This window comes from Geobacter hydrogenophilus, assembly GCF_018501225.1.
GTDB classification, from domain to species: Bacteria; Desulfobacterota; Desulfuromonadia; order Geobacterales; family Geobacteraceae; genus Geobacter; species Geobacter hydrogenophilus.
Genome location: NZ_JAHCZI010000032.1, coordinates 1 through 641, shown reverse-complemented (window position 1 = coordinate 641; position 641 = coordinate 1). Strand labels below are relative to the sequence as shown.

The 641-nt window shown below is 67.9% G+C and carries 1 pseudogene; it reads left to right on the top strand.

Annotation, left to right across the window (positions count from 1 at the left end):
• A pseudogene (locus KI811_RS18390) lies at positions 1–641 on the top strand (hypothetical protein); the annotation flags it as partial.

Genomic DNA, 641 nt, shown 5'->3' with positions numbered 1-641 from the left:
ACCGTTGCGGTCAGCTCCTTCACCGCCACCGACAACGTCGGCGTCACCGGCTACCTGATCACCACGAGCGCCACCGCACCGGCAGCCTCTGCCACCGGCTGGACTGCCACTGCCCCGACGAGCGTGACCGCCGTAGCCGGCAATAACACCTTCTACGCCTGGGCCAAGGACGCGGCGGGGAACGTCTCGCTCGCCAAGAGCGCCAGCGTGACGGTCACCCTTCCCGACGCCACCGCCCCTGTCGTGAGCGCCTTCACCCTTCCGGCCACCTCTACAAGCCTTACCGTTGCGGTCAGCTCCTTCACCGCCACCGACAACGTCGGCGTCACCGGCTACCTGATCACCATGAGCGCCACCGCGCCTGCGGCATCGGCCACCGGCTGGACTGCCACCGCCCCGACGAGCGTGACCGCCGTTGCCGGCAATAACACCTTCTACGCCTGGGCCAAGGACGCGGCGGGGAACGTGTCTCTTTCCAAGAGCGCCAGCGTGACGGTCACCCTTCCCGACGCCACCGTCCCTGTCGTAAGCGCCTTCACCCTTCCGGCCACCTCCACAAGCCTCACCGTTGCGGTCAGCTCCTTCACCGCCACCGACAACGTCGGCGTCACCGGCTACCTGATCACCATGAGCGCCACCGC